Below are 24,939 nucleotides of genomic sequence, written 5' to 3' on the forward strand. Positions count from 1 at the left end.
CGACTGATTCATGCTGCCCTTTTGCTGCTCGGCCTGCTGCTCCTGGGCATCGGGCTCGGCGCATCGGCCCTCGTCGGCCCGGACGACACGGTCCGACTGACACCCCTCGAGGCAGGCTCTCCGGCAGTGACCGCACCACGGGTCACCGCGTTCACCGGGGCGAGCCTCGTCGTCCGGGCTCAGTCACCGACGGAGGCGTTCGTCGGGGTCGGTCATCGGGTCGATGTCGACGACCTGCTGGACGACGTGGCGCACCGCGAGCTGACCGGCGTCCGGTTCCTCGAGCTCATCGGCCGGGGCGTCGAGGGCGGCGAGGAGATCACCGACCCGACGACGCTCGACCTGTGGACCGACTCCACCCACGGTGGCGGCGTCCAGGAGCTCGAGGTGCCGCTGACCGGTGACCCCGTCGCCGTCCTGGCCGCTCCCCTGGGGGGCGAGGCGCTGACCGTCACGGTCGGCGCGAGGATCGGGGGCCTCTTCGCCGTCTGCCTCGCGATCGCCGGCACCGGGGTGCTGCTCTTGCTCGCCGGGTGGGTGCTGCGCCGGCGCAGCAAGCGACGCCGTACGGGCACGCCGCACCCGGCCGAGTCCACCACCGGGTCGGGCGTGCCCCGGCAGCGCACGGGCGCCGGCGCCCCGGTGCGCAACGTTGCCGGCTTCGTCGCCGTCGGTGTGCTGGCCGGCGGGTGCGCGCTGCCCGCCAGCGTCGCTGTCGAGCCGGCCTCCAAGCCGGCGCTGACGCCGGAGGAGGCGCCCGACGTGGTCGCCGCGGTCGATCAGCGCTTCCTGGCCGCCACCAAGCGGGCGATGCGTCGGCCCTACGACTCCTCGCGGCTGGGCGACGTCCTGGCCGGGCCGATGCTGCGCGACGCCCAGTACGACAGCGCCGCGGCCGCCGCGGGCGTGATGACGTGGAAGAAGTCCGGGCGCGACGCCGACGCCGGGCTGCTCTATGCGCCCCGCTTCGGGGGCTACCCGCTCTGGGCGGCCGTGGAGCTGACGGCGGACGGCAGTCCCGACGAGACCGACGAGAAGCCGGACAAGGGGTCCCCGAAGACCCGGGACGACGTGCCCTCGCTCCTCGTGGTGACCCGGGAGTCGGTGCGGGAGCCGTGGCGTGCCACTTCGACCGCGGCGGTCGACGACCTCCCGGAGCCGGCCGAGGAGGCCGGCGCCGTCCCGGAGTCGGTGGAGCGAGCAGCGAAGAAGGCAGCGCGGCAGCTGGAGGCCTGGTGGCAGAGCGCCACCCCCCGCGGCCTGCGCATCAGCAAGAGGCTCCAGCGGGCCCGTGCCGAACGGCTCGAGGTCGCCGATGGCGCGAGCTACAAGATCGCGGTGCGCAGCTCCCCCACCCTCGATCCGGCCCAGCAGCTGCGCCTCGTCGAGGTTGCCGACGGCCACCTGGCGATCCTCGTGCACGACATGCAGGTCACCCTCGTGCCGTCGCCCGGCTACTCGATGTCGTGGAAGGACGGCTGGGAGAAGGTCAACGGTGAGGACGGCGGGGAGCTCTACAACGACCACTCCGTCACCTCGGTCATCCACCTACCCGACCAGGGGCGTCCCCGCGTCCTGGGGAGCGCGCTCTCCGACAAGCTGAGCTGATCAGCGCCGCACGAGCCAGCGCCCGAGCAGGGTGCCGTCCTCCTCGAGCAGCACGGTGGGCTCCAGCGGGACGTCGACGGGCGGGCCGGCGGTGATGGCCAGGTGCTCCCCCGCGATCAGCCGGGGCACCACGGTCAGGCAGAGCTCGTCGGCGACCCCGACGGCCATCATGTCGCGGAGCAGCTGCGGCCCGCCCTCGCTGAGCACGTCGGTCCAGCCGCGCTCGGCCAGCCGCTCCTTGAGCAGCACCAGGTCGACCTCGCCGGGGGCGTCCGGGTGGTCGAGGCACCACACGTGGTCGGCGCCGAGCAGGTCGCGGGCCTCGTCGAGGTGGGGGGCCTTCGCGGTGGTGGCCAGCAGCACCCGGCCCGGGTCGGCGCCGCGCAGCGTCTCGGGCACGCTCCCCGAGCGGGTCACCACGACGATCGGGAGCTGGGCGGGGCCGTAGCCCTCGGCCCGCGCCGTCCCGGCGCCGACGACCAGGCAGTCGGCCATCCGGCGCAACGCCCGGAAGACCCGCTTGTCGACGGCGTTGTTGATGCCGCCGCTGCGGCCGTCCTCGCCCTGGGCGGCGCCGTCGACGGTCGCGACCATGTTGACCCGCAGCCACGGTCGGCTCGGGGCGGCGTAGAGGTCGGCGAGCTGCTCGTCGTCCACCTCGCCGGAGACGGGACCCATCAGGACGCGCACTGCCACCTCACCACCCAGTACTGGACTCCGTAGGGATCTGCATCGAGGTCCACCTGGACCTCCCCGACCGAGACCCCGCGCTCGGTCAGCTGGCGGGCCAGCAGGCTGAGCGAGCGCAGCCCGGAGGCGAGCAGCTCCTCGCCCTCGTCGACGTCGAGGGAGGCCAGCCCGGCCAGGTCGCCGAGGCGCAGCAGCTGGCGCAGCCAGTCGTCGTAGCCGGCCGCCCGCGAGTCGAGGTGGCCGGGCGCCCGCTCGGAGCGGCGGGCGGAGCCGTTGGCCATCACCAGCAGGTCCTCGCCGTCGAAGTCGCTGCGCCGGCCGAGCAGGACCTCGCCGATCCGCGCCGCCTCGCCGTCGTCGGCGAGCACCCGCACCGAGGGGCCGAGCCAGTCCACCGCGGCGGCGCAGGCGGCGCGCAGGTCGGCGACCGGGTCGACCAGCGAGGCGTACGCCGGCAGCAGCGCCGGCGTCGGCGGCGCGATGACGATCCTCATGCCAGCCCCCGGATCGCCCGGGCGGGCGGGCGGCGCCCCGCGATGGACCACACCATGTCGACCGTCTGCCGGGTCTCCACGACCTCGTGCACCCGGTAGATCCGCGCCCCGGCCAGCGCGCTGACCGCGGTGGCGGCCAGGGTGCCGACCAGCCGCTCCCCCACCGGGAGGTCGAGGGTCTCGCCGACGAAGTCCTTGTTGGAGAGCGAGACCAGCACCGGCCAACCGGTCTCCACCATCTCGGCCAGGCGGCGGGTGACCTCCAGGGAGTGGAAGGTGTTCTTCCCGAAGTCGTGGGCCGGGTCGATGATGATCGACTCCCGCGCCACCCCGGCGGCCAGCGCGCGGCGGGCGTAGGCGGTGGTGTCGGCGATCGCGGCGGCGACCACGTCGGCGTACTCCAGCCGGTGCGGGCGGGTGCGCACCCGCACGCCGCCGGTGTGGGTGCAGACCAGGGCGGCCCCGTGGGCGGCGGCCACGTCGACGAGCTCGGGGTCGGCCCCGCCCCAGGCGTCGTTGAGCAGGTCGGCGCCGGCCTCGCAGACGGCGTCGCCCACCGAGGCCCGCCAGGTGTCGACCGAGATCACCACCTCGGGGAACGCCTCGCGGACCCGGGCGACGAAGTCGACGACCCGCGCCTTCTCCTCGGCCTCGCCGATCTCGGCGCCGGGGGCGGCCTTGATCCCGCCGATGTCGACGATCTCGGCACCCTGGGAGACGACCAGCTCGACGCGGGCGAAGGCGGCGTCCTCACCCCAGGTGGCGCCCTTGTCGTAGAACGAGTCGGGGGTGCGGTTGACGATCGCCATCATCAGGGTGGCGTCGTCGTCGAAGCAGCGCGAGCGGAGCCGCAGCATCAGGCCACCCCCGCGTCCCGCAGCAGCGGCCCGGCGGGCGGGCGCTGGTCGACCGGCACCCGCGAGACCTGGGGGCGTACGCCGTCGCCCGTCGCGGCCGGCAGGAACTGGGTCAGCGCGATCGCGTCCGCGTGGTGGCTGTGGCTGGAGCGCGCCCACCCGGCGGTGAGGATCTGGGTGGCCATCGCGCCGAGGTCGAGCAGCGGCTGCTGGTGGTGGGCGCGGCGACCCAGGTCGACCTGGGCGATGGCGTCCAGACCGGCGCCACGCCAGGTGTCGATCAGCGCGGCCAGCTCGACGGCGTACCCGGTGGGCACCTCGAGGCCGGCGAAGTGGTCGCGGCGCACCGCCCACTCCCCGGCCAGCGGCTGCACCAGCCCGGCCAGCGGCGGGAAGAGCAGGGCGATCAGCGGGCGGGCGACCAGCTCGGTGACCCGGCCGCCCTCGAAGGGGCCGGCGGCCTCCCCGCCACCGGGGCGTTGGTAGAAGCCCTTGACCAGCTGCACCGCGGGGTCGGTGAGCAGCGGGCCGAGCAGGCCGGGCACGAAGTGGGTGTCCCAGTCGGTGAGGTCGGCGTCCATGAAGACCAGGACGTCGCCGGAGGTGACGAAGAGCGACTTCCACATCGCCTCCCCCTTGCCGGGGCGGCTGCCGAGGTCGGGGCGGATCTCGGCGCTGCGGTGCACCACGGCGCCGGCGTCGGTGGCCACCTCGTAGGTCGCGTCGGTGGAGTCGGAGTCGACGACCACGATCTCGTCGACCAGCGCGGCGGTCTCCAGCAGCACCTCGCGGCAGCGGGTCACCACGTCGCCGACGGTGGCGGCCTCGTTGCGGGCCGGGACGACGAGGCTGACCCGGGTGGCGCCCTTGGCGGTGCGCAGGTCCGCCAGCGACCAGTCCTGCCAGCGGTGGGTGCGCCGCGCGAACCAGTCCTCCATCACGGCGTCAGCCTACGCAGGCGTCCCTCGCGACCCGCGACAACGGGGCTCCGGTGGGTGACACTGGAGCAATGGACACCAAGCGGCCCCCCTGGCCCCGGTGGGTCTACGGACCCGGCCAGGACCCGCCCTACCAGTCGACCCTCTCCAACGAGCGGACCTTCCTGACCTGGGTCCGCACCGCGCTCGCGCTGCTCGCCGCGGGGATGGCGCTCGACGTGGTCGACCTGTCGGTCTCCCGCACGGTGCAGACCGCGATGGCCCTGACCCTGGTCGTCCTCGCGCTGCTCTGCGCGGTGGTCAGCTGGCTGCGTTGGGGGACGACGGAGCGGGCGATGCGCCGCAACGAGTCGATCCCCTCGATGGGGTTCGCGGTGGTCTTCGTGCTGGCGATCATCGGCATCGGCATCGTGATGGTCGTGTCCTGGCTGTGAGCGAGCCGCCCCCCGGCGTGCCCGACCCCCGGGACCCCGGGGGGTCCGAGGCGCGCGACGTGATGACCTGGCAGCGGACGACGTTCGCCCTGGTCGCCGTCGGCATCGCCGCCGCCCGTCACATGTGGTCGACCCTGGGGGTCTACGCGCTGATCCCGATGGGCCTGGTGCTGCTCTTCTCGGCCTGGGTGCTGGGCGAGGGGTGGCACCGCTACGACGAGGACCAGGAGGGCGCCGAGCGGCCGGACGGCGGTCCGACGCTCGCGCTCTCGGTCGTCGTCGCCCTGATCGCCGCCCTGGAGGTCGTCTACCTGTTCAGGGCCTGACGCCGGCCGTGCTCACTCGGCCGCCTGCCGGAACCGCTCCCAGCTGGGCAGCAGCTCGGGCAGCGGCGCGGCCTTGGGCTCCGTGCCGGGCCACCGGACCCGCAGCGGGTCGAGGCGGCCGGCCAGCTCGCGCAGCGGCATCGCGTAGAAGGCCAGCACCTGGCGGGAGCGGAAGCGCCAGCGACCCTCGTCGCGGACGTAGCGGTCGTGGTAGCGGAAGCCGGTCACGAACATCTCGTGGTCGATCTCCATCTCGGCGCTGGAGAGCACGGTGCCGCGTGCGGTGTCCTGCTCCAGCTCGTCGAGGACCAGCGTGTGCGGGATGTGCAGGGTGACGCCGTAGGACCTGAGCCGCTCGCCGTAGTAGCGCATCGCGGCGTCGCGGCCCACCGAGTGGCCGGCCACCGAGTCGAACTCGAAGTCGCTGGCGAAGCAGGCGGCCAGCGCCTCCATGTCGCGGTCGTCGCAGGCGTTGCCGTAGCGCGCCAGCAGCTCCTCGATGGCGATCCTGTCCTCGATGCGGCGCACCCGCTCGAGCAGCTCCTCGCTCATGCCAGCACCTCCGCGGCCGCGTGCAGCACGACCGGCACCGAGGGTGGGCAGCGCAGCATGAACCCCTCGTCGGGCGGCAGGTCGCCGGCCGGCTCGATCCGGGCGACCCGGCTGCCGAGCTCGCGCAGCGCGTGCCGCATCTCGGTCTGGGCCAGGCGCGCCCCGACGCAGTAGTGGCTGCCGGCCCCGAAGGGGAGGATCTCCCCGGCGGCGGTGAACTGCTTGCTCCCCTGGCCGAGGTAGCGGTCGTGGCGGAAGGACTCGGGATCCGCGAAGACCTCCGGGTCGCGGTTGGCCGAGACCAGCAGCAGGCAGACCCGCTCCCCGTCGGGCACCAGGGTGTCGCCGATGGTGACGTCGGCGACGGTGCGGCGCATCAGGCCGTTGACGGGCGGGAAGTAGCGCAGCGCCTCCGCCGAGAGGGCGGCGACGGCGTCCTCGTCGTCGAGCCGCTCGCGCAGCCACTGCCACACGGCCGGCTCGGTGGCGACGTGGCGCAGCATGCTGGCCAGCACCCGCTCGGTGGTCTCGACGCCGGCGACGAGCAGGAAGACCACCGAGGAGACGATCTCGGAGAGCGGCAGCGGCTTGCCGTCGTACTCGGCGGTGGCCAGCGAGGAGACGAGGTCGTCGCCGGGCTCGCGGCGGCGCTGCTCGACGTACGGCGCGAGGAACTGCTCGAGCTCGTCGCGGGCGGCCAGGGCGCGGGTCCTCGCCTCGGGGTTGTTGACGCTGGCGACGCCGCCGTTGCCGACCGCGCGGTACCAGCGCTCGAACGACTCCTCGTGGCCCAGGTCGGTCATCTCGGTGATGGCCAGCAGCGGGATCCACATCGCGAACTCGCGGCGCAGCTCGATCGGCGAGCCCAGGGTGAGCGCCTCCGCGGTGCGGACGGCGATGTCGTGGACCCGGTCGTCGAGGCCGTCGCGCAGGGCGTTGCGGCTGCGGATCCGGTTGGCCACGACGCCGACCTTCTTGGCGTGCTCGTGGCCCTCCATGTGCAGGTAGGTGCGGCCGTACGGCGGGGCGCCGGGGCCGCTCTGCACCGCCCGGAAGCTCCCGGCGTCGCGCAGCACGCCGCGCACGTCGTGGTAGCGGCTGACCACCCAGGCGCCCAGGGTGGTGCTGAAGAAGACGGGGCTCTCCTCGCGGAGCCGGGCGAAGACGGCCGCCCGGTCGACGTCGGGGTCGTCGGCGACCACCCGGTCGAACTCTTGTTCCAGCACGGTGTCTGTCTCCTCGGGGGGCGTCAGGTGGCTGTCAGGTGGGCGGTCAGGCAGCTGTCAGGTGGTGGCGCCGCGGGCGCCGTCGATCACGAGGTGCGAGCCGTTGATGTACTCCGCCTCGCGGCTGAGCAGGAAGAGCGCCGTCGACCCGACCTCGTCGGGGCGGCCCAGCCGGCCGGAGTAGTTGCGGCCGATCAGGTCGGCGGCCGCCGCGGCGGGGTCGCCGGTGCCCTCGAGGTGCTGGGTGAGCAGGGCGGTCTCGATGCTGCCGGGACAGATCGCGTTGCAGCGGATGCCCTGGCGGCCGAAGTCGACGGCGACCGCCCGGGTCAGGTTGAGCATGCCCGCCTTGCTGACCGCGTAGGCGACGTGGCCGGGTCGGGCGAAGAGCCCTTCCAGGGAGGAGATGTTGACGATCGCCCCGCCACCGGCCTCGAGCATCGCCGGGATGAGCGCCCGGCACATCCGCCAGGCGCCCTTGAGGTTGACGTCCATGACGGCGTCCCACTGGTCCTCGGTGAGGGAGACGACGTCGGCCTCGATCAGCCGGCCGGCGTTGTTGACCAGGCCGGTCACCCGGCCCTGCCACTCCAGCACCGTGCGGAGCGCGGCGTCGACCGAGGCGGCGTCGGTCACGTCGAGCACGGCCCCGTGGGCGGAGAGCCCGTCGGCGGTCAGCTCCTCGACGGCCCGGTCGACCCCGGCCTTGTCGAGGTCGCCGATGAGCACGTGGGCGCCCGCCTCGGCGGCCGACCGGGCGATCGCGGCACCGAGGCCGCGGGCGGCGCCGGTGACCACGACCACCTCGTCGAGGAGGCGGGGGGCGGGGGCGGTCACTGCCATCTGAGCACCCACCGCTCGAAGACGCCCAGCAGCCGGTCCATCACGAAGCTGATCAGCGCCAGCACCACCAGGACGGCGAAGACGCCGCCGACCTGGAGGGTGTTGCTGTAGCGCACGATGTCGGTGCCCAGACCGTCGCGCGAGCCGATCATCTCGCTGGCGATGACGCCCAGCAGGGCGTAGGTCAGCGAGAGCCGGATGCCGGCCACCACGACCGGCACCGAGCCGGGCAGCACGATCTTGCGGTAGCGCTGAGTCGTCGACATGCCGAGCGAGTCGGCCAGCACCAGCAGGTCGCGGTTGGTCTCCTTCACCCCGGCGCGGGTGTTGAAGAGCATGATGAAGACGACCAGGGTGACGCCCACCGCGGCCTTGGCGTTGACGGTGAGGCCGAACCAGACGATGAAGAGCGGCGCCAGCGCGATGCGGGGCAGCGAGTTGAGCGGCACCAGGAAGGGCTCGAAGACCCGGTCGAGGTAGTTCGAGGAGCCGAGCACCAGTCCGGCCAGCCCGCCGAGCGGGACGCCGATCAGCAGCGAGAGGCCGACCGCGTGCATGGTGGCCAGCGTCTGGCTCCACAGCGAGCCCGACTCGTAGAGGTTGCGCAGCTGCTCCCAGACCTCCAGGGGCCCGGAGATCAGGGACTTGTCGACCAGCTCGTAGCGGCCCAGCGCGTCCCAGGCGAACATCAGGACGACGAAGAGCACCACCTGGCTGAGCAGCACCGCGCGACGGCTGTGCCAGAAGGAGCCCGACGGGCCCTTGGCGCGGCGCCGCGGCGCCTTGCCTCTGGTGGGGTCGGCGGTGGGGCCGGTGGCCTCGGCGGTGGCGACGCTCATCGCTCGCCCTCCTTGAGCTCGTCGAAGAGCTGTCGGTGCAGGGTGCGGAAGCTGTCCTCGAAGAGGATCTCCTCCAGCCGCGTGTGGCGGGGCCGGGGCACGTCGACGGTGTGGTCGTAGGCGATGCGGCCCGGGTGGGGGTGCATCACGATCACCCGGTCGGCGAGCAGCAGCGCCTCCTGCAGGTCGTGGGTGACGAAGAGGACGGTGGCGCGGTCCTCGGGGTTGTTGGACTCCCAGAAGAGCAGCAGCTCGCGCTGCAGGCGCAGCTTGGTCTGGGCGTCGAGGGCGGCGAAGGGCTCGTCCATCAGCAGGATGTCGCGGTTGGGCGCCATGGTGCGCGCCAGCGCGACCCGCTGCCGCTGGCCCTGGGAGAGCTGGCTCGGGTGGCTGGCGGCGAGGTGCTCCAGCTCCACCGAGCGCAGCGCCTCGGTGGAGCGCTGCTGCAGCTCGGAGCGGGAGATCCCCTCCCCCTCCATGCCGAGCTCGACGTTGCGCTGCGCGTCGCGCCACGGGAGCAGCGCGTCGCGGGCGAACATGTAGGAGGTGTCCTTGCTGCCCATCTGGGGGGCGTGGCCGTTGACCTCGACGGCGCCGTCGGCGGCGGCGAGGAGCCCGGCGAAGACGTGGAGCAGCGTGGTCTTCCCGCAGCCGCTGGGGCCGACCAGGGCGACGAAGTCACCCTTGGCGACGTCGAGGCTGACGTCGTCGAGGATCGGCACCGTCGCCGCTGCCTCGCCGGCCGGCCTGGGCCGCAGGCGGGCCAAGGGCGAGCCGTGCTTCTTGCGCGGCGGGTAGTGGAAGGTCAGGTTGCTGGCCTTCAGCACGGAGGGCTGCGTCGTGGCGCTCACGGCACGGGCTCGCTCGGGGGCGGCGGCCTCAGTCATCGAGTCCCTCCCAGAGCATGTCGGCACAGCGGATCGTGGGGTCGGAGGCGACCGTCTTGGCCGCCTCGGCCTGCTCGGCGCTGAGGTCGATCGCCGCGCAGTCGAGCTCCGGGGAGAAGATCGCGGTCATCCCGTCGGGGCCGACGAACTGCTCGGCGACCGCCTCGTCGAGACCGAAGTCGTCGGCCAGGAAGGAGACGACGTCGGCGGAGTTGGCGTCGTCCTGGAGCCACTCGTCGGCCGCGGTGATGGCCTCGCAGAAGTCCTTCGCCTTCTCGGGGTTCTCCTCGAGCCACTCGGTGGTGGCGAAGTAGCCGGTGTGGAAGGGCAGCTGTTCGCCCGACTTCACCATGTCGACGGCGACCCGGGCGTTGCCGGCGGCCACCTCCGACTGCTGCACGAAGGGGTAGCCGAAGATCGCGTCCACCCGGCCGGAGCCGAGAGTGGCCGCGGCCTCGCCCACGGTGCCGACGGCGACCAGGTTGATGGAGTCGATGTCGGCGCCCGCCTGGTCGACCAGCGAGCGGAAGTAGGCCTCCTGGCCGGCGCCGAGGCTGTCGAGCCCGAAGGTCTTGCCCTCGAGCGCCTTGATCCCCTCCTTCCAGTCGGCCGGGTCGACCGTCTCGATGTCGGAGTCCTCGGTGACCATCACGACGTTCCACGCCTTGTCGACCCCGCCGCAGAAGAAGCGGACGTCCTGGCCCTGCTGCTGGGCGGCCATGACCTGGCTGACGGCGTTCTGGGCGACGTCGATCGAGCCGGAGGTGAGGGCGGCGAGCTGGGTGCCGGCCGAGGTGACCTGGACGAAGTCGGGGGTGATGCCCCGCTCCTCGAAGAACCCCTTCTCGGCGGCGATCTGGTCGGGCACGGTGATGCCGGCGCCGGCGAAGTTCGCGATCGTCACGGCGTCGGAGCCGCCCTCGTCACCGTCGTCGCCACCTCCGCAGGCACTGGTGAGCGCGAGCATCCCGACGCACGCGACGGCGAGGGCGGGGCGACGGAAGCCGCGGCGAAGACCTGCATTCATGAGCACTCCTGCGTTCGGGATGAGTGTGACGTAAATCACACGATAACTGACAATAGTGAATATGAATAGGGAGTCGTGGATGTGCCAGGGACTGGTCCACAGCGGGGTGCCGACCCGCCGGCGGAGCCGGCTCCCGGCCGGCTCTCAGACCCGGATGGCGGTCCAGGCGAGCTCGGCGACCCGGTGCCACTGCTCGGGGTCCGAGCGGCCCTGTTCCGAGAGCCGGCCGGCCATCCCGAGGATCAGCAGGGTCAGGTCGGCGTAGGAGACGTCGTCGCGGACCAGCCCCGCGCGCACGGCCCGGCGCAGCGCCAGGGTGAAGCGGGCCTCGACCCGGGCGCGGGCGCTGCTCATCCGCTCGTCGAGGTCGCCGGCCCGCAGCAGGTCGAGCGCCATCCTGTTGCGCCGGAAGCGCTCCACGACCTCGACGATCAGCTCGCGCAGGGTGTCGTCGCGGACGTCACCGGCGACCCGCTCCTCGAGCACCTCGGCCCACTCCACGAGCCAGCGGGTGGCCACCTCGCCGAGCAGCTCCTCCTTGGTGGCGAAGTTGCGGAAGACGGTGGCGTTCCCGACGTCCGCCCGCTCGGCGATCTCCGCGACCGTGGCGCTGAGGCCGCGCTCGGCGAAGACGGCGACCGCGGCGTCGGAGACCCGCCGGCGGTTGCGCGCGGCGTCGGCCCGCGGGCGGCGCTGCGGGACCTCCCCGACGCCCTCTTCGACGTCCCGGGTGCCGGTGGCGATCTCAGCCCCCCGCGGTCACGAGGGCGGGACCCCCGAGCTGGTCGGTCGCCGCCGGGACGACCGAGCGGGCCAGGGTCGCCAGCCGGTCGTCGCCCTTGGTCGCCACCGGGTGCGGCACCACCAGGCTGTGGTAGCCAGGGGCGCCGAGGTTGGCGGCGAAGCGGGCGACGTGGGAGACGAAGACCTCGGTGATCAGCACGGTCGAGGCGACGCCCGCGCGCTCCATCAGCAGCGCGTCCTGGAGCGAGGAGGCACTGCACGACCCGCAGTCGCCGACGCCGGCGATCACCAGGTCGGTGCGGGCGACCAGGTCGGCGATCTGGTCGTCGTCGAGCGGGACGGCGGCCGAGGCCTTGCTGATCATCACCACCTCGGAGAGGCCGAGCGTCTCCTTGAGCTCGGCGCCGACCATCTTGAGCAGGTCGCCGGCGCGGGGCTTGCCGTTGTCGACCAGCCCGAGCCGGGCGCCGGCGAGGGCGGGACGCGCGGCCAGGCTGATCGCCTCGGCGGGCGGGTCGGCGACGGCCGGCACGTGGACGGTGATGGTGTTCATGGGCCCTCCCGGGCGTCGAAGGGGTCAGGCCTTGGCGAGCTTGGAGAAGTCGATCTCGCAGGCGTCGGGCCCGCAGTCGGGCATCGCCTCGCCGAGGGTGCGCACCCGTCGGGTCACCGCGCGCACGTGCTGGACGCCGGCGAAGCTGGGGATGTAGGCCGACCAGCCCGGGCCGCCGCCGCCGGCGGTGACCAGGAAGACGTCGTCCGCGCTGGCCATCGAGGGCAGCCGGCCGTCGGGGCCGGGGGTCATGTCGTGCTGGCTGTTGACCTCGAGGGGCACGCCGTCGGCGAGCAGCTCCGCAGGGGTCACCCGGCTCTCGCGGGCCAGGAACTCGCGGGTCTGCTCCTGGGTCCAGCCCGCCTGGGTCAGCGCCAGGGCGTGCTCGGGACCGAGGACGACGATGCCCTGCCCGCCCTTGCCGACCGGGAAGTTGGAGGAGGCCTTCATCGCCGAGACGAAGGTGCGCAGCACCTGCTCGGGCACCTCGGAGAGGTGGTTGGCCACCTGGCGCGGGGCCTCGGTCGCCATCACGGTCACCGTGGTGTCCTCGAGCTCGTAGCCCTCCTGCACCCGCAGCGGCGACCAGGGCGCGGCCGGGTCGGCCTCGGCGAAGCAGAGCGTGTACTTGCCGGGGTTGCCCAGCGACGAGGCGTCGAGGTCGCCGGTGGCGGCGCCGAAGACGTTGCGCGCCACCAGCCGCACCGCGCGGCCGATGGTGGCGTTGGCCCGGTTGCCCGCGCCGAGCGCGTTGTGGCCGGAGTTCATGCCGATCTCGTGGGCCAGCGGGCCGCTGACCACCACGCAGGTGGCCGCCCCGCCGGTGCTGGTCCAGGCGGCGTGGGCGTTGAAGGTGGGGTCGAGCGAGGCCGAGAGGGCGGCCACCACGACCGGGAAGTACGACGGGAGGCAGCCGGCCATCACCGCGTTGACCGCCGCCTGCTCGGCCGTCACCGAGCGGCCGCGCCGCGGGATGCCGCCGATGACGTCGTCCCGCTCGAGGTCGACGGCGGCCAGCATCGCGTCGACGGCGGGCACGGTGGGCGGCACGACCGGGAGGCCGTCGGTCCAGCCGCGCCGGAAGAACTCCTCCGCGACGTCGTCCTGGTCGAGCTCGAGCAGCTCCGACATGGCCATCTCCTTCGCCTCTGGTGTGACCTGACCCACAGTAGGAACCAAAACGGACTGAGTCAATCCGTTTCGGTGACCAGTTTTCGGCGGGTCCCTGGCGCCGGGTCCCGTCGGGGTGCCTAAGGTGACGCCACCGTGCCTGTCGTCGCCCCTCTCCTGCTGCCCGCCCTGGTCCTGCTGACCACCGTCACCTCACTGATCGGGGCGCTGGGCGCCCCCCTGGTGCCGGAGATCGCCGGCGAGTACGACGTCTCCCTCGACACCGCGCAGTGGTCGCTGACCACGAGCCTGCTGGTGGGCGCCGCGGCGACGCCGGTGCTGGGGCGGCTCTCGGCGACCCGGCACCGCAACGCGGTGGTGGTCGCCGGGCTGGCCGCGGTGACCCTGGGCGGCCTGCTCTGCGCCTTCCCGCTGGGCTTCGGGGTCTTCCTCACCGGCCGCGGCCTGCAGGGCCTGGGCTACGGGCTCACCCCGGTGGCGATCGCGATCGCCCGCACCCACCTCCCGGTGGCCAGGCGGGCCGGCGGCATCTCCCTGCTCTCGGTCACCACCGTGGCCGGGGCGGGGCTCGGCTTCCCGTTCGCCTCGATGATCGCCGAGGCGTGGGGGATCCACGTGGCCTTCCTGACCGGCACGCTGCTCAGCGCCGCGACCCTGGGGCTCTGCCTGGCGGTGCTCCCCGTCAACCCGTGGGACGAGCCCGCCCGCGTCGACTGGGTGGGCACCCTGCTGCTCTCCGGCGGCACCACCGCGGCCTTGGTGGGGCTGGCCGAGGCGACCACGGCCGGTAGGCCGTTCCTGCTGACGGCGTTCGGGCTGGCCGTGGTCTGCGCGCTCACCTGGGGGTGGTGGGTGCGGCGCACCCCGCGCCCGATCGTCGACCTGCGGCTGGCGCTGCAGCCGGTGCCGCTGCTGGCGCACTCCACCTCGTTCCTGGTCGGGGTGGGTGCCTACCTGCTGCTGCCGCTGGTGACCGTGGTGGTCCAGGCCGACGGCTGGGGGCTGGGCCACGGCCCCGGCGCCGCGGGGTGGCTGATCGCGCCCTACTCGGTGCTGAGCGTGGCCGCGAGCCGGGTCGGGCTGCGGCTGGCCACGGTGATCGACCGGGTCTACCTGCTGCCGCTGGGCTGTGCGACCTACCTGGCGGCCTTCGGCTGGGTGACCCTCTGCCACGACTCGCTGGCCCAGCTGGTGGTCGGGATGGTGCTCGCCGGCACCGGCAGCGGGCTCGCGCTGGCCGCCATCCCGGGGCTGCTGGTCAGCTCGGTGCCGGCCTCGGAGACCGGCAGCAGCCTGGGGTTCACCATGGTCGTGCGCTACCTCGGGTTCTCCCTCGGCAGCACCCTGGGCGTCTTCGTGCTCACCTTCGACGGCACGCCCGACGCTGCGGCTTTCACCCGGGCGATGCTGGTCTGCTGCGGCGCGGGGGTGGTGATGGTGGCGGTCTCCCTGCTGTACGCCGTCCGGGCGATCCGGCTGCGCCCCTGAGGGGGTCTCACCCCTCGCGGAAGCCGGCCGTCCAGTCGTCCAGCGCGGCCTCGGGGGTCCCGTGCTCGACCAGCCAGCCGCGCGCGCCGCCGTGCCGGGGGTCGTCGATCACCTCGACGACTTCGGCCATCGCCTCGGCGGAGGTGAGCAGCCACTGGGGGTTGACCGGCTTGCGGGTGGGGTTGTGGTGCTTGCGGATGCGCGCGACCACGGCGTCCATGTTGTCGCCGGTCAGCGCATAGTCGGCGATGACGTCGGCGCGGGCGACTCCGGAGCTGAGGAGCAGGGCGGCGACCACGATCCCGGTGCGGTCCTTGCCGGCGGTGCAGTGCACCAGGGCGGGGCCCGGCCGGGTGACCACGATCCCGGCCGCGGCGGCGACCCGGTCGGCGGCGGAGTCGAGGATGTGCCGGTAGAGCTCGCCGATGGCGGCGTCGCGGATGTTCTCCGGGGCGGCGGCCTCGTGGAGCGGGTGCAGGATCCGCTCGGCGCCCTCCAGGGAGTACGGCACCCGGTTGGCCTCGCGCTCCATCCGCAGGTCGACGACGGTGGCCGGGGGCCAGTGCGCGACGTGCTCGGGGTCGCGGTCGTCGGGGTGGGGGGCGTCGCTGCGGTAGAGCACCCCGTGCCGGGTCACCCCGCCGCCGGCGACCGGCAGGCCGCCGAGGTCGCGGAGGTTGACCAGCCGGTCCGCCCCGGGTGCCGTCATTCCTCGTCCAGGACCTTCTTGGCGAACTGCGGCTTCTCCTTGGCGAGGAACGCGCGGACGCCCTCGGCGAAGTCCTCGCCCGTGTAGACCTCGCGCAGGAGCTCCTCGTCGAAGGCGGGTGCGTGCTCCTGCTCGGTGGCGCGGGCGTGGAGCTGCTGCTTGGTGGCGCGCTGGGTGGTGGCGGAGGCGCCGATGATCTCGCCGACCAGCTCGTCGAGGGTGCCGTTGAGGTCCTCGGTGATCTCGGTGAGGGCGCCGACGGAGAAGGCCCGCTCGGCGTCGACGAGGCGGCCGGTGAGCAGCATCTTGCGGGTCAGGGACTCGCCGAAGACCGCGGCGCAGCGGTGCACGATCGGGGCGGCGAGCGCGTTGCCGAGGGTCTTGGCGATCGGGTAGCCGAAGCGCGACTCGGGGGTGGCGATCCGGATGTCGCAGTGGGTGGCGACGGCGAGCCCGCCGCCGACGCAGAAGCCGTCGATGGCCGCGACGGTCACCTGGGGCACCGCGAAGAGCAGCCCGAGCAGCTCGCGGATCCACTCCTCGTAGGCGACGGCGTCGGCCTCGAGGAAGTCGGAGATCTCGTTGCCCGCCGCGAACGCCCGGCCGCCGGCGCCCCGCAGCACCAGGACCCGCACCTCCGGGCGGTTCTGCAGGTCCTCGCAGAGCTCGCGCAGCTCGCCGTACATCGCCTTCGTGAAGGCGTTGTGCCGTTGCGGACGGTTGAAGACCACCGTCACGACGCCGTCCGCCTTGGTCACCAACAACTCAGGATCGTTCACGACCCCAGACTAGGGAAGCCGGTCCCGGGCTCGGCACCGGGTCCTGACTGAGGCCCGGGCACCGCTTCGGGCGGACCCCACCTACCCCAGATCGGGGAACCTGACCGGCGCCCTCGCCCGCACCCGCCTGAGCGCCCCCCACGCGTGTGGACAGCGGGGAACGGGACGCTCGATCCTCCCTAGTCTCGACGCGCACCGGTCCGTTCGGAGGGGAACACCATGGCCGTACGTCGCACGCTCGCCACGCTGCTGGCAGCTCTCTCGCTCGCGGTCGCCGGATGCGCCGAGGACGAGCCTGTCCCCCGGATCGCCGAGCCCACCGAGTCAGCGTCCTCCTCCCCCTCCGCGTCCGCGGCGAGCGAGGCTGCGCAGGCGGAGACGCCGGAGGAGTTCATCCAGCGCTGGGCCGAGTCCAACCACGAAATGCAGACCACGGGAAACACGTCCGAGTACCGACAGATCACGCGGGAATGCGCACTGTGTATCTCCACTGCCGAGCGCATCGACGCGATCCATTCGGCAGGCGGTTTCGTCGAGTGGGACGGCATGGAGATCACGAAGATCGAGAAGCTCTATCCCCGCCGCTACGACGTGTGGGTGACGTCGGCCCCCACACGCTACAAGTCGTCAGCTTCCGCACCAGTTGAGCGCTTTAACGGCGGGCGCACCAAGTACGTACTCACCCTCCAGCGCGACGGTGAGAGCTTCATGCTGGTCGACATGGCGCGCAGGCCACTATGAGCTTCGTTGCCTTTCTGGCGATCCTCCTCACCGTGAGCCCGGCAGTGCCCACAGGAGCTGGGTCTGCGAGCGGGATGTGAGGACCAGACAGACCTCAACAATGTGGGGAGGACATGCGGGCGGTCTGCGGGCGAAACACAGGCGCGCATCAACAGCACGATCAGCGAGTACGAATATCGCGTCAGGAGGCTCTGCCAAGACCTGGAGACGGGGGTGCGCCCCATCGACGAGGGGCCTTGTGACCGCCCTGCCTACTGCGAGGCGTCTGCGACCGGGCGCTACCTGGTCGATCGCCGGCTCCGCGCCGGCGGCCCCTGGACGTTCGACAGCCACGTGTGTCTCGGAGAGGAGAACGAGGTCAACGTCCAGGGTGAGCCCGGTCCCGAAGAGGTAGCCGTCGCCTTCGCGACGCTCGAGTGGGGTTTCCTGGTTTCCGACATCGTCCTGCGCCCAGTCCAATGACTGCGCTGCCCTCTGGACTCTGGACTCTGCAACCCACGCTCCTTCGTGGGGCCTCCTCACTCTCCCCCGGATTGGGGATCTTCCGGCGGTCTCCCCGTTCCCACGTGGGACGCCTGTGGACAGCCCCGGGCAGGGCCGAGGGCTGCCCCTACTGTCGATCGCGCACGGCTCTTCCGGGGGAGGTACTCCATGTCTGTACGACGACCAGGCCCGTCCGCGCGACGCTCGCTCGTCCTCCTCGCTGGGGCCCTGGCGCTCTCCCTCGGTGGGTGTGCGGAGGATGCGGAGCCCAAGTTCGCCGAGCCGTCGGCGTCGGTGTCCTCGCCTCCGTCTGCGACCGCGGCGAGTGTCGAGGAGACGCCCGAGGAGTTCATTCAGCGCTGGGCCGAGACCGAGCGAGAGATGCTCAACACCGGGGAGACCGATGCCTACAAGGCGATAACCGGTCCGTGCGAATCATGCGGTCGCCTGATCAGGGACATCGAGCAGTACTACGCCGACGGCGGCTTCGTCCGCTGGGACGGGTACAAGATCCGACGCATCAAGCCCGTCGGTGATGGCTATTTCGAAGTTGCCGTGACGGTGTCACCCACGGTGTTCAAGAGGTCCAGCGCTGGGAAGCGGGAAGGCCTTCCTGGCGGACGCAGCGTCTACCGCCTACGAGTGGGCCAAGGTAACGGCGGCCACGTGCTCGACGATTTCGTAGAGGTCGAGCGTTGATGGCTCTCATATTTGCGGCGATGCTCCTGGCTTCTTCTGGCCTCTCATCCCTCGCCCCCGCACCAGCCTTGGGCGACGGCGGGTGCGAAGACAACGTCGGGATGCACGAGGTGTCGGCGATCTGCGAGCGGTCCTTCGCCGAGACCCAGAACTTCATCGACCGCACGGTGCAGCAGTACCGCTATGCCCTGCACCCCATCTGCAAGGAGATGGACGAGAGGAACTGGTGCGTCGCCATCCAGGCCCAGCTCGCCTGCGCCACACCGCCTGACACCTTCCAGTTCCGGATCGAACGACAACTCCTCATCGGCGGCCCCTGGGAGGTCGCCGGCATCGCCTGCCTGGGCGAAGGCGAAGAGATCAACGTCAACGGCCGCGGCATCAGCGGCGAACTGGTCGCCTCAGCCTTCGAGACCCTCGACTGGGACCCCGCCACCCTCAACATCCAACCCGCCGACGGCGAGACCCTGGTCAACCTCGACACCATCTTCTACACCGGCTCCACCGAACCAGTCACCCAACCGATCACCCTGCTGGGCCGCACCGTCACCATCGAAGCGACCCCCATCGAGTTCACCTGGCACTGGGACACCAACGCCGACGGCACCCCCAAGGGCGAGACCACCCCCCTGAGCACCACCCACGGCGGCGCCCCCTTCCCCGAGGGCGGGGCGGCCCTACCCGACGACGCGATCACCCACCGCTACACCCAGGCCGACACCAAAGTCCGTCCACGCCTCGACGTCACCTACAAAGGCCGCTACCGCGTCGGCGACGACCCCACCTGGCAAGACATCCCCGACACCCGCACCATCACCGGCACCCGCCAGGAACTCACCGTCCTGGAGGCCCGACCCACCCTGGTGCGCTGACCGCGTGCGCGGAACGTCCGCCCAGGAGGTCGGGGCGCACCTCTGGACAGGATCTCCATGTCTGCACGACGCCCACGCTCCTCCGCGGGACGCGCGCCCGTACTCCTCGCAGGAGCCCTAGCGCTCACGCTCAGTGGGTGTGCGGACGATCCCGAGCGCGAGTCCGCTGGACCGTCCGAGTTGGCGTCAACGTCGTCGTCCCCGTCGACCCCCTCTCCGAGTGCCGAGGAGACGCCCGAGGAATTCATCCAGCGCTGGGCGAGGACCGAGCGAGACATGCTCAGCACCGGGGAGACCGCGGCCTACGAAGCCATCATCGCGGAGTGCAGTGCCTGCCACACGTTGGTGGAAAGGGTCGACGCCTATTACTCGGCAGGCGGCTTCATCGAGTGGGACGGGATGACGATCCAACGAATCAAGAGGCGCTCGCCTTCCGTGTTCGAAGTCTGGATCGATGCGGCTCCCACTCGGTACAAAGCGTCGCGGTCCGCGGCACTCAAGACCTACTCCGGCGGCCGGACGAAATATCAGTTCGAACTTGAAGCCACCCCCGATGGTTTCCTGGTTTCCGACATCGTCCTTCGCCCAGTCCAATGACTGCGCTGCCCTCTGGACTCTGGACTCTGCAACCCACGCTCCTTCGTGGGGCCTCCTCACTCTCCCCCGGATTGGGGATCTTCCGGCGGTCTCCCCGTTCCCACGCGGGACGCCTGTGGACAGCCCCGGGCAGGGCCGAAGGGCTGCCCCTACTGTCGATCGCGCACGGCTCTTCCGGGGGAGGTACTCCATGTCTGTACGACGACCAGGCCCGTCCGCGCGACGCTCGCTCGTCCTCCTCGCTGGGGCCCTGGCGCTCTCCCTCGGTGGATGTGCGGAGGACGCGGAGCCCAAGTTCGCCCAGCCGTCGGCGTCGGTGTCACCGTCGGAGGCGGAGGCGGAGGCGGAGGCGGAGGCGGGTGTCGAGGAGACGCCCGAGGAGTTCATCCAGCGGTGGGTAGACACGGACCTGGAGATGCACAACACCGGAGACACCAGGGCGCACAACCAGATCGCCAGTGAGTGCGCACCATGCCGCGAAACCGCTGACCGCATCGAGGAGATGTACGCAGCCGGGGGGTTCGTCGAGTGGGACGGCATGGAGATCACCAAGCTCGAGAAGATGTCGCCCCGCAGCTACGACATCTGGGTGACCGTCGCACCCACCCGCTACAAGAGTGCAAGCACCGCGCCCGTGGAACGCTTGGCCGGCGGCAAGACCAAGTACATGCTCACCCTCCGGCGAACGCCTGAGGGTTTCACGCTCGTCGACCTGTCTCGTAGGCCGCTGTGAGCCTCGCAGCAGTCCTCCTCCTCGTCAGTTCGCTGAATCCGGCCCCGGTGCCAAACCCAGCCGCCGACGCATGCAGCACAGACGTGTCTTTCCGTGACGTGAGCGTGGCGTGCACTCGCACGCCCGAAGACACCCGCGAGCGCATCATCAGCACGATCAGCGAGTACGAATATCGCGTCAGGAGGCTCTGCCAAGACCTGGAGACGGGGGTGCGCCCCATCGACGAGGGGCCTTGTGACCGCCCTGCCTACTGCGACGAGGCGTCTGCGACCGGGCGCTACCTGGTCGATCGCCGACTCCGCGCCGGCGGCCCCTGGACGTTCGACAGCCACGTGTGCCTGGGAGAGGAGAACGAGGTCAACGTCCAGGGTCAGCCCGGTCCCGAAGAGGTAGCCGTCGCCTTCGCGACGCTCGAGTGGCCGGCGGCCACCCTCGTCGTCCAACCGGGTGGCGGGGAGACCCTGGTCAACCTCGACACGGTCTTCTCCACCCCGTCCACCACCCCCGAGACCCGGTCGGTCAGTCTGTTGGGCTACCCGGTGACCATCGAGGCCAGTCCTGTCTCCTTCGCCTGGACCTGGGACACCAGCCCCGGAGCCCACCCGGACGACGCCAGCACGACCACCACCACCCACGGCGGTGCCCCCTTCCCCGAGGGCGGGGCGGCCCTGCCCGACGACGCGATCACCCACCGCTACACCCAGGCCGACACCAAAGTCCGTCCACGCCTCGATGTCACCTACAAAGGCCGCTACCGCGTCGGCGACGACCCCACCTGGCAAGACATCCCCGACACCCGCACCATCACCGGCACCCCCCAGGAACTCACCGTTCTGGAGGCCCGACCCACCCTGGTGCGCTGAGGGGTCAGCTCAGGACGTGGTCGCCGCGCTCGTCGAAGGTCAGGACGTTCCGGCCCTCGACGGGGGACTCCATCCGCAGGGCCACCAGCGACTTCTGGCTGCTCCACTTCACGATGTCGCCGACGATCTCGATGACCTCCTCCGGGGAGAAGTGCTCGAGCAGCTGGGCGCGCAGCTGCTGGGAGACGCCGACCGGGGTGAAGATCATCGCGTCGGTCAGGCGCAGCGCGACCTTGACCCGTTCGGGCAGGTCGCTCGTCTCGTAGCGGTCGATGGCGGCGCTGGTCTCGTCGTCGAAGCCGGCGGCGAGGGCGTCGCTCGACCGCAGCGACTGGCACAGGCGACAGTCGTGGACGCGGGCACAGCGCAGCCGGACCGCCTCGGTGACCAGGCTGTCGAGACCGCCCTGGCGGACGGCGACCCGCGCATAGCTGCGGATCGCCCGGTCGAGCGGGGTGCCGCGGCGTCCGGAGTTCCGCTCGAGGATGTCGAGGCGCGGCTTCATGGTCTCCATGTCAGCCTCCCAGGCCCTGGTCGCCGACCCGCTGGTCGTCGAAGATCGAGGCGAGCACCAGGTCGGCCCGCGAGGAGAGGTCCTGGACGTAGAGCGCCATCACGAAGTCGTAGACCTGCTCCTCGGACCACGCCGGCTTCAGGGCGTCGATGTCGACCTGCGACACCGCGCTCACCGACAGCACGAACTGCTCGGTGAGGTTGAGGCAGGCCCGCTCGTGCTCGCCGAACAGGTCGGACTCCCACCACTGGGACAGCGCCGCCACCTTCGCCGGGTCCACCTCGGCGGGCGCCGGGACGACGGACGCCGTGCCGTCGCCGGAGTGCATCTGCCGCATCCGCAGCAGGCACAGCTCGACCTCGGGGCCACGGCTCGTCGCCGAGGCCACGTCCTTCATGGCGAGCAGCTCCTCGACCAGCTCAGGAGCCCTGCGGTGGGCGTAGCCGCCCGGGGCCAGGGCGCTCATCGCGTCTGCCGGGGAGATTCCATGCGCATCAATCTTCCACCGACTCGCCGGTAGGTCAACGGCTCACTCGTAGCCGAGGATCTCCTTGCGCTTCTCGCCCCAGGCCAGTGCGGAGGCGATGGCGTCGTCGAGGGTGAGCTCGGTCTTCCAGTCCAGCAGGCGCGAGGACTTGTCGACATTCGCGAACGCGCCGACCGCGTCACCCGGGCGCGGCGGCGCCTCCCGGACCGGCACCGGCTGCCCGAAGACCCGCTCGAAGGAGGCGACGAGCTCGCGCACCGTCGTCCCTTGGCCCATCCCGACGTTGATCACCGTGCTGGGCGCGTCCTCGGCCGCCAGGACGGCGTCGAACCGCTCGACCGCGCGCACATGGGCCTTCGCGAGGTCCCAGACGTGGATGTAGTCGCGGATGCCGGTGCCGTCGCGGGTCGGGTGCTCGACGCCGGTGATGGTGAAGGCGTCCTTGAGGCCGCGGGCGGCCATCACCAGCTGGCCGAGCACGTGGGAGGGCTCGCGCACGTAGATGCCGGACTCCAGGTCGGGGTCGGAGCCGACGGGGTTGAAGTAGCGCAGGATGATCGCGCGCAGCGAGGTGGCCTCGGCCATGTCCTGCAGCACCTGCTCCATCATCCGCTTGGTGCGGGCGTACGGCGAGCCGGGCGCGAGCGGGTCCTCCTCGGTGACCTCGAAGTCGGCCTTCTCGGCGTACAGGGAGGCCGAGGAGGAGAAGAGCACCCGCGGCTTGCCGAGCGCGACGAGCTCGTCGAAGAGCTCCAGCGACTTCGCGACGTTGTCGCGGTAGTACTCGTAGGGCAGCTTCATCGACTCGGGCACGAGGATCCGCGCCGCCATGTGGATGGTCGCCTCGATGTCGGGGTGCTCGGCGAAGATCCGGCGCAGCAGCTCACGGTCGGCGATGTCGCCCTCGTAGAAGATCCGGTCGCCCACGAAGGCCCGCGGGCCGCTGAAGAGCGAGTCGAGTACGACAGGGGTGTGGCCGGCCTGCTCGAGCGCCTTGCAGGTGATGGTGCCGATGTAGCCGGCGCCGCCGGTGACGAGGATCTTCATGGTCGTCCACCCTAGCGGCGGGGCCCGACCACCTCGTAGCGCGCACAGAGGAAGGCGCCGTTGCGGTCGTGCTCGACCAGCCGCAGGTCGAAGGCTCGCGGGAAGAGCGGCCGCCCGGCGCCGAGCGTCACGGGCGCGATGGAGACCACGACGTCGTCCAGCAGCCCCCGCTCGGCGAACTGGGCGGCCAGGTCTCCCCCGCCGACCACCCACAGGTCACGTCCCTCGGCGGCCTCGACCATGGCGGCGTGCACCTCCTCCACCGGCGCGGCGGTGAAGGTGATCCGCTCCCCCACGGCGTTCAGGTCGCGGTGGGTGAAGACCCAGCTGGGGATCGTGTAGGCCCACTTCTCCCCGGTCTCGGCCATGTGGTCGACGATCCACTGATAGGTGGTGGCGCCCATCGCCAACGCCCCGATGCGGGCATAGAAGTCGTCGTAGTTCATCGGCCCGCGCTCGTCGATCTCCTGCTCGAAGAGCCAGGCCAGCGAGTCGTGCTCGTCGGCGAGGAAGCCGTCGAGGGTGGTGGCGGTGTAGTAGGTCGTGCGGGTCATGGGAGCCCTCCCCTGTCTGGCAGCCGGACGGCCGCGTGACCAGTGTGTCCACGTGCGCAGACATCTCATCCGCGCAGACCCTCCACCCCCGCGCCCGACTGGACGTCAGACTGCGAGACTGCTCCGCATGACGCAGCCCGACAACCCTGGTGGCGAGCAGCCGCGTGCCCTGATCACCGGCATCACCGGCCAGGACGGCCTCTACCTGGCCGAGCTGCTGCTGGCCAAGGGCTACGAGGTGCACGGGGTGATCCGCGGCCAGAACAATCCGCGCCGCGAGCTGGTCGAGCAACTGGTCCCCGACGTGCACCTGCACAACGGCGACCTGACCGACATGTCGAGCCTGATGCGCGCGCTCAACCTGTCGCAACCCGAGGAGGTCTACAACCTCGGGGCGATCACCTTCGTGGCCGGCTCGTGGGAGAACGCGGTGCAGACCGCCAACGTCACCGCGACCGGCGTCCTCACCATGCTGGAGGCTGTCCGCCTCCACTGTCGCAGCGAACCCAGAGCAGTCCGCTTCTACCAGGCGTCGAGCTCGGAGATGTTCGGCAAGGTCCAGGAGACCCCGCAGCGCGAGACGACGCTGCTGTGGCCGCGCTCGCCCTACGGCGTGAGCAAGGTCTTCGGCCACTACATGACCATCAACTACCGCGAGTCCTACGGCATGCACGCCTCCTCGGGGATCCTCTTCAACCACGAGTCACCGCGCCGGGGCGAGGAGTTCGTGACCCGCAAGGTCACCAAGGCGGTCGCGAAGATCCACCTGGGGCTCCAGGACGAGCTGGTGCTGGGCAACCTCGACGCGCGGCGCGACTGGGGGTTCGCCGGCGACTACGTCGAGGCGATGTGGCGGATGCTCCAGCAGGACGAACCAGACGACTACGTGATCGCCACCGGCGTCTCCCACTCCATCCGGGACCTGGTCGAGATCGCGTTCGGTCACGTGGGGATCGACGACTGGCAGCGCTTCGTGCGCCAGGACGAGCGCTTCCGCCGCCCGGCGGACGTGGAGAGCGTCGTCGGCGACGCGAGCAAGGCGCGCGAGGTGTTGGGCTGGGAGCCGAAGGTGGCTTTCCCCGAGTTGATCACCATGATGGTCGAGGCCGACATCGAGGCTCTCAAGGCCGGCTGGAAGTGAGCCGGCAGGTCGTCATCGGGGTGTCCGACCCGCACGAACTTCGGGCCCCCGCTCCGGATCATCGTCATCCGGAGCGAGGGCCT

30 protein-coding genes and 1 pseudogene are annotated in these 24,939 nt (G+C 71.6%); 11 read left to right on the forward strand and 20 right to left on the reverse strand.

Features of this window, described 5'->3' with window-relative positions; genetic code table 11:
- Window positions 1-126 precede the first annotated feature (126 nt).
- Window positions 127-1,608, forward strand: a complete 1,482-nt coding sequence (locus AC4BG9_RS11470) for a hypothetical protein (protein ID WP_490571230.1) — start codon at window positions 127-129, stop codon at window positions 1,606-1,608.
- Here the strand turns inward: AC4BG9_RS11470 and AC4BG9_RS11475 are convergent, their stop codons facing one another.
- The 4 genes from AC4BG9_RS11475 to AC4BG9_RS11490 are packed head-to-tail and all read right to left on the reverse strand — an operon-like array spanning window position 1,609 to window position 4,587.
- On the reverse strand, window positions 1,609-2,304 hold the full coding sequence (locus AC4BG9_RS11475; RefSeq protein WP_490571231.1) for a dihydrofolate reductase family protein: 696 nt from the start codon (window positions 2,302-2,304) through the stop codon (window positions 1,609-1,611).
- Window positions 2,286-2,792: a class III extradiol ring-cleavage dioxygenase family protein gene (locus AC4BG9_RS11480; protein WP_490571232.1), complete on the reverse strand. Its 507-nt coding sequence runs from the start codon at window positions 2,790-2,792 to the stop codon at window positions 2,286-2,288. The genes AC4BG9_RS11475 and AC4BG9_RS11480 overlap by 19 nt, the downstream gene beginning before the upstream one ends.
- The gene (folP, locus tag AC4BG9_RS11485; protein ID WP_490571233.1) at window positions 2,789-3,649 is read right to left on the reverse strand and encodes a dihydropteroate synthase; all 861 of its coding nucleotides are present in this window, start codon (window positions 3,647-3,649) and stop codon (window positions 2,789-2,791) included. Before folP ends, AC4BG9_RS11480 begins: the two co-directional genes overlap by 4 nt.
- Window positions 3,649-4,587: a glucosyl-3-phosphoglycerate synthase gene (locus AC4BG9_RS11490; RefSeq protein WP_490571370.1), complete on the reverse strand. Its 939-nt coding sequence runs from the start codon at window positions 4,585-4,587 to the stop codon at window positions 3,649-3,651. The genes folP and AC4BG9_RS11490 overlap by 1 nt, the downstream gene beginning before the upstream one ends.
- 71 nt (window positions 4,588-4,658) lie before the next feature.
- On the opposite strand from AC4BG9_RS11490, the gene AC4BG9_RS11495 reads away from it, so the two are divergent.
- Both AC4BG9_RS11495 and AC4BG9_RS11500 read left to right on the forward strand, forming a co-directional pair.
- A complete protein-coding gene (locus AC4BG9_RS11495; RefSeq protein ID WP_490571234.1) occupies window positions 4,659-5,021 on the forward strand; it encodes a YidH family protein in 363 nt (120 codons plus the stop codon).
- Complete coding sequence (locus tag AC4BG9_RS11500) at window positions 5,018-5,347, forward strand: YidH family protein (RefSeq protein ID WP_490571235.1); 330 nt, start codon at window positions 5,018-5,020, stop codon at window positions 5,345-5,347. The genes AC4BG9_RS11495 and AC4BG9_RS11500 overlap by 4 nt, the downstream gene beginning before the upstream one ends.
- 12 nt (window positions 5,348-5,359) lie before the next feature.
- Here AC4BG9_RS11500 and AC4BG9_RS11505 read toward each other — a convergent pair whose 3' ends face one another.
- The 10 genes and pseudogenes from AC4BG9_RS11505 to AC4BG9_RS11550 all read right to left on the reverse strand — a co-directional run bounded on the left by AC4BG9_RS11505 (window position 5,360) and on the right by AC4BG9_RS11550 (window position 13,149).
- On the reverse strand, window positions 5,360-5,899 hold the full coding sequence (locus tag AC4BG9_RS11505; RefSeq protein ID WP_490571236.1) for a nuclear transport factor 2 family protein: 540 nt from the start codon (window positions 5,897-5,899) through the stop codon (window positions 5,360-5,362).
- Window positions 5,896-7,125, reverse strand: a complete 1,230-nt coding sequence (locus AC4BG9_RS11510) for a cytochrome P450 (RefSeq protein ID WP_490571237.1) — start codon at window positions 7,123-7,125, stop codon at window positions 5,896-5,898. Before AC4BG9_RS11510 ends, AC4BG9_RS11505 begins: the two co-directional genes overlap by 4 nt.
- Window positions 7,126-7,182: 57 nt before the next feature.
- A complete protein-coding gene (locus AC4BG9_RS11515) occupies window positions 7,183-7,968 on the reverse strand; it encodes an SDR family NAD(P)-dependent oxidoreductase (RefSeq protein WP_490571238.1) in 786 nt (261 codons plus the stop codon).
- Entirely contained in the window at window positions 7,959-8,807 is an 849-nt protein-coding gene (locus AC4BG9_RS11520) for an ABC transporter permease (protein ID WP_490571239.1), read from the reverse strand. Before AC4BG9_RS11520 ends, AC4BG9_RS11515 begins: the two co-directional genes overlap by 10 nt.
- Complete coding sequence (locus tag AC4BG9_RS11525; protein WP_490571240.1) at window positions 8,804-9,694, reverse strand: ABC transporter ATP-binding protein; 891 nt, start codon at window positions 9,692-9,694, stop codon at window positions 8,804-8,806. The genes AC4BG9_RS11520 and AC4BG9_RS11525 overlap by 4 nt, the downstream gene beginning before the upstream one ends.
- Complete coding sequence (locus AC4BG9_RS11530; RefSeq protein ID WP_490571241.1) at window positions 9,687-10,721, reverse strand: ABC transporter substrate-binding protein; 1,035 nt, start codon at window positions 10,719-10,721, stop codon at window positions 9,687-9,689. The genes AC4BG9_RS11525 and AC4BG9_RS11530 overlap by 8 nt, the downstream gene beginning before the upstream one ends.
- A gap of 144 nt (window positions 10,722-10,865) precedes the next feature.
- On the reverse strand, window positions 10,866-11,240 hold the full coding sequence (locus tag AC4BG9_RS11535) for an SbtR family transcriptional regulator (RefSeq protein WP_490571242.1): 375 nt from the start codon (window positions 11,238-11,240) through the stop codon (window positions 10,866-10,868).
- 9 nt (window positions 11,241-11,249) lie between these two features.
- A pseudogene (locus tag AC4BG9_RS11540) lies at window positions 11,250-11,465 on the reverse strand (helix-turn-helix domain-containing protein); the annotation flags it as partial.
- Between the two features lies 1 nt (window position 11,466).
- Entirely contained in the window at window positions 11,467-12,018 is a 552-nt protein-coding gene (locus tag AC4BG9_RS11545; protein ID WP_490571243.1) for a UGSC family (seleno)protein, read from the reverse strand.
- A gap of 24 nt (window positions 12,019-12,042) precedes the next feature.
- Window positions 12,043-13,149 (reverse strand): hypothetical protein, encoded by a 1,107-nt coding sequence (locus AC4BG9_RS11550; protein WP_490571244.1) that lies wholly within the window; start codon window positions 13,147-13,149, stop codon window positions 12,043-12,045.
- A 135-nt stretch (window positions 13,150-13,284) separates the two neighbouring features.
- On the opposite strand from AC4BG9_RS11550, the gene AC4BG9_RS11555 reads away from it, so the two are divergent.
- A complete protein-coding gene (locus AC4BG9_RS11555; RefSeq protein ID WP_490571245.1) occupies window positions 13,285-14,637 on the forward strand; it encodes an MFS transporter in 1,353 nt (450 codons plus the stop codon).
- A gap of 7 nt (window positions 14,638-14,644) precedes the next feature.
- On the opposite strand, the gene AC4BG9_RS11560 is transcribed toward AC4BG9_RS11555, so the two are convergent.
- Window positions 14,645-15,346, reverse strand: a complete 702-nt coding sequence (locus AC4BG9_RS11560) for a tyrosine-protein phosphatase (protein ID WP_490571246.1) — start codon at window positions 15,344-15,346, stop codon at window positions 14,645-14,647.
- Complete coding sequence (locus AC4BG9_RS11565) at window positions 15,343-16,125, reverse strand: enoyl-CoA hydratase-related protein (protein WP_490571247.1); 783 nt, start codon at window positions 16,123-16,125, stop codon at window positions 15,343-15,345. Before AC4BG9_RS11565 ends, AC4BG9_RS11560 begins: the two co-directional genes overlap by 4 nt.
- Window positions 16,126-16,344: 219 nt before the next feature.
- On the opposite strand from AC4BG9_RS11565, the gene AC4BG9_RS11570 reads away from it, so the two are divergent.
- The 6 genes from AC4BG9_RS11570 to AC4BG9_RS11595 all read left to right on the forward strand — a co-directional run bounded on the left by AC4BG9_RS11570 (window position 16,345) and on the right by AC4BG9_RS11595 (window position 21,113).
- Window positions 16,345-16,866 carry a hypothetical protein gene (locus AC4BG9_RS11570; RefSeq protein WP_490571248.1) on the forward strand — a complete coding sequence of 174 codons (522 nt, stop codon included), beginning with the start codon at window positions 16,345-16,347 and terminating at the stop codon, window positions 16,864-16,866.
- A 651-nt stretch (window positions 16,867-17,517) separates the two neighbouring features.
- Complete coding sequence (locus AC4BG9_RS11575) at window positions 17,518-18,048, forward strand: hypothetical protein (protein WP_490571249.1); 531 nt, start codon at window positions 17,518-17,520, stop codon at window positions 18,046-18,048.
- Window positions 18,049-18,149: 101 nt separating this feature from the next.
- Window positions 18,150-18,920 carry a hypothetical protein gene (locus tag AC4BG9_RS11580; RefSeq protein WP_490571250.1) on the forward strand — a complete coding sequence of 257 codons (771 nt, stop codon included), beginning with the start codon at window positions 18,150-18,152 and terminating at the stop codon, window positions 18,918-18,920.
- 276 nt (window positions 18,921-19,196) lie between these two features.
- A complete protein-coding gene (locus AC4BG9_RS11585; RefSeq protein ID WP_490571251.1) occupies window positions 19,197-19,517 on the forward strand; it encodes a hypothetical protein in 321 nt (106 codons plus the stop codon).
- Between the two features lie 190 nt (window positions 19,518-19,707).
- Window positions 19,708-20,250 (forward strand): hypothetical protein, encoded by a 543-nt coding sequence (locus AC4BG9_RS11590; RefSeq protein ID WP_490571252.1) that lies wholly within the window; start codon window positions 19,708-19,710, stop codon window positions 20,248-20,250.
- Window positions 20,251-20,459: 209 nt separating this feature from the next.
- Window positions 20,460-21,113: a hypothetical protein gene (locus AC4BG9_RS11595; RefSeq protein WP_490571253.1), complete on the forward strand. Its 654-nt coding sequence runs from the start codon at window positions 20,460-20,462 to the stop codon at window positions 21,111-21,113.
- 4 nt (window positions 21,114-21,117) lie between these two features.
- On the opposite strand, the gene AC4BG9_RS11600 is transcribed toward AC4BG9_RS11595, so the two are convergent.
- The 4 genes from AC4BG9_RS11600 to AC4BG9_RS11615 all read right to left on the reverse strand — a co-directional run bounded on the left by AC4BG9_RS11600 (window position 21,118) and on the right by AC4BG9_RS11615 (window position 23,715).
- Window positions 21,118-21,627 carry a carboxymuconolactone decarboxylase family protein gene (locus tag AC4BG9_RS11600; protein ID WP_490571254.1) on the reverse strand — a complete coding sequence of 170 codons (510 nt, stop codon included), beginning with the start codon at window positions 21,625-21,627 and terminating at the stop codon, window positions 21,118-21,120.
- A gap of 1 nt (window position 21,628) precedes the next feature.
- Window positions 21,629-22,093, reverse strand: a complete 465-nt coding sequence (locus tag AC4BG9_RS11605; RefSeq protein WP_490571255.1) for a carboxymuconolactone decarboxylase family protein — start codon at window positions 22,091-22,093, stop codon at window positions 21,629-21,631.
- Window positions 22,094-22,156: 63 nt separating this feature from the next.
- The gene (galE, locus tag AC4BG9_RS11610; RefSeq protein ID WP_490571256.1) at window positions 22,157-23,161 is read right to left on the reverse strand and encodes a UDP-glucose 4-epimerase GalE; all 1,005 of its coding nucleotides are present in this window, start codon (window positions 23,159-23,161) and stop codon (window positions 22,157-22,159) included.
- Window positions 23,162-23,172: 11 nt separating this feature from the next.
- On the reverse strand, window positions 23,173-23,715 hold the full coding sequence (locus AC4BG9_RS11615) for a dihydrofolate reductase family protein (RefSeq protein ID WP_490571257.1): 543 nt from the start codon (window positions 23,713-23,715) through the stop codon (window positions 23,173-23,175).
- A gap of 127 nt (window positions 23,716-23,842) precedes the next feature.
- On the opposite strand from AC4BG9_RS11615, the gene gmd reads away from it, so the two are divergent.
- Window positions 23,843-24,856, forward strand: coding sequence for a GDP-mannose 4,6-dehydratase (gene gmd, locus AC4BG9_RS11620; protein WP_490571258.1), 1,014 nt, complete (start codon window positions 23,843-23,845; stop codon window positions 24,854-24,856).
- Window positions 24,857-24,939: the final 83 nt, after the last annotated feature.

The organism is Nocardioides sp. Z40_12, assembly GCF_058215795.1.